This window comes from Bacillota bacterium (genome assembly GCA_024655925.1).
Taxonomy (GTDB): domain Bacteria; phylum Bacillota; class DTU025; order DTU025; family JANLFS01; genus JANLFS01.
Genome location: JANLFS010000142.1, coordinates 4891 through 5766 on the forward strand (window position 1 = coordinate 4891; position 876 = coordinate 5766).

Consider the following 876-nt stretch of genomic DNA (forward strand, 5'->3'; position numbering starts at 1 on the left):
CAAACGAATCCCAGTCGAGGTCAAGGTGGGAGACAAGGTAGTGTACGCCAAGTACGGTGGAACCGAGATCAAGATCGACGGTGTCGAGCATTTGATTCTCAGGGAATCGGACATCCTTGCCGTCGAGTAGAGTCTCGAGTCTGCTTTCCCCGATCAACCGTGATCTCTTGTGTATTCGAAGGAGGTACTTAATATGGGCGCAAAGCAGCTGGCGTTCAACGCAGATGCCCGCACTTCTCTTGAGAAGGGCGTAAACACGGTCGCGTCCGCAGTCAAAGTCACACTGGGTCCCAAAGGCCGCAACGTTGTGCTCGAGCGCAAGTTTGGGTCCCCGGTCATCACGAAGGACGGTGTAACCGTCGCCAAGGAAATCGAGCTCGAGGACGCGTACGAGAATATGGGGGCGCAATTGTGCAAGGAAGTCGCCTCTAAGACCAATGATGTCGCCGGAGACGGCACTACGACCGCGACAGTCCTCGCTCAGGTCATCGTCCACGAAGGCCTGCGGAATGTCACCGCAGGCGCCAACCCCATGTTCCTGAAGAGGGGCATCGACAGGGCCGTATCAGTTGTCGTCGACGAACTCAAGAAACTCTCTATCCCCGTCGTGGGGAAGGAAGACATCGCCCACGTCGCGTCCATTGCAGGCAACGAGGATGCCATCGGCCAGTGGATCGCCGAGGCCATGGATAAGGTCGGCAAAGACGGGGTCATCACAGTCGAGGAGTCCAAAGGGCTCGAAACCACCGTCGAACAGGTCGAAGGTATGGAGTTCGACAAGGGCTACATTTCTCCCTACTTCGTCACCAACGCTGAGGCGATGGAGGCGGTCCTCGAGGACCCCTATATTCTGATCCATGAGAAGAAGATCTCCAA

2 protein-coding genes are annotated in these 876 nt (G+C 56.5%); both read left to right on the top strand.

Annotated features, from left to right (window positions below; genetic code table 11):
* Positions 1–130, top strand: a 130-nt coding sequence (locus NUW23_14820) for a co-chaperone GroES (protein ID MCR4427433.1), incomplete at its 5' end; no start/stop codon positions are given.
* Positions 131–193: 63 nt separating this feature from the next.
* Positions 194–876, top strand: a 683-nt coding sequence (gene groEL / locus NUW23_14825; GenBank protein ID MCR4427434.1) for a chaperonin GroEL, incomplete at its 3' end; no start/stop codon positions are given.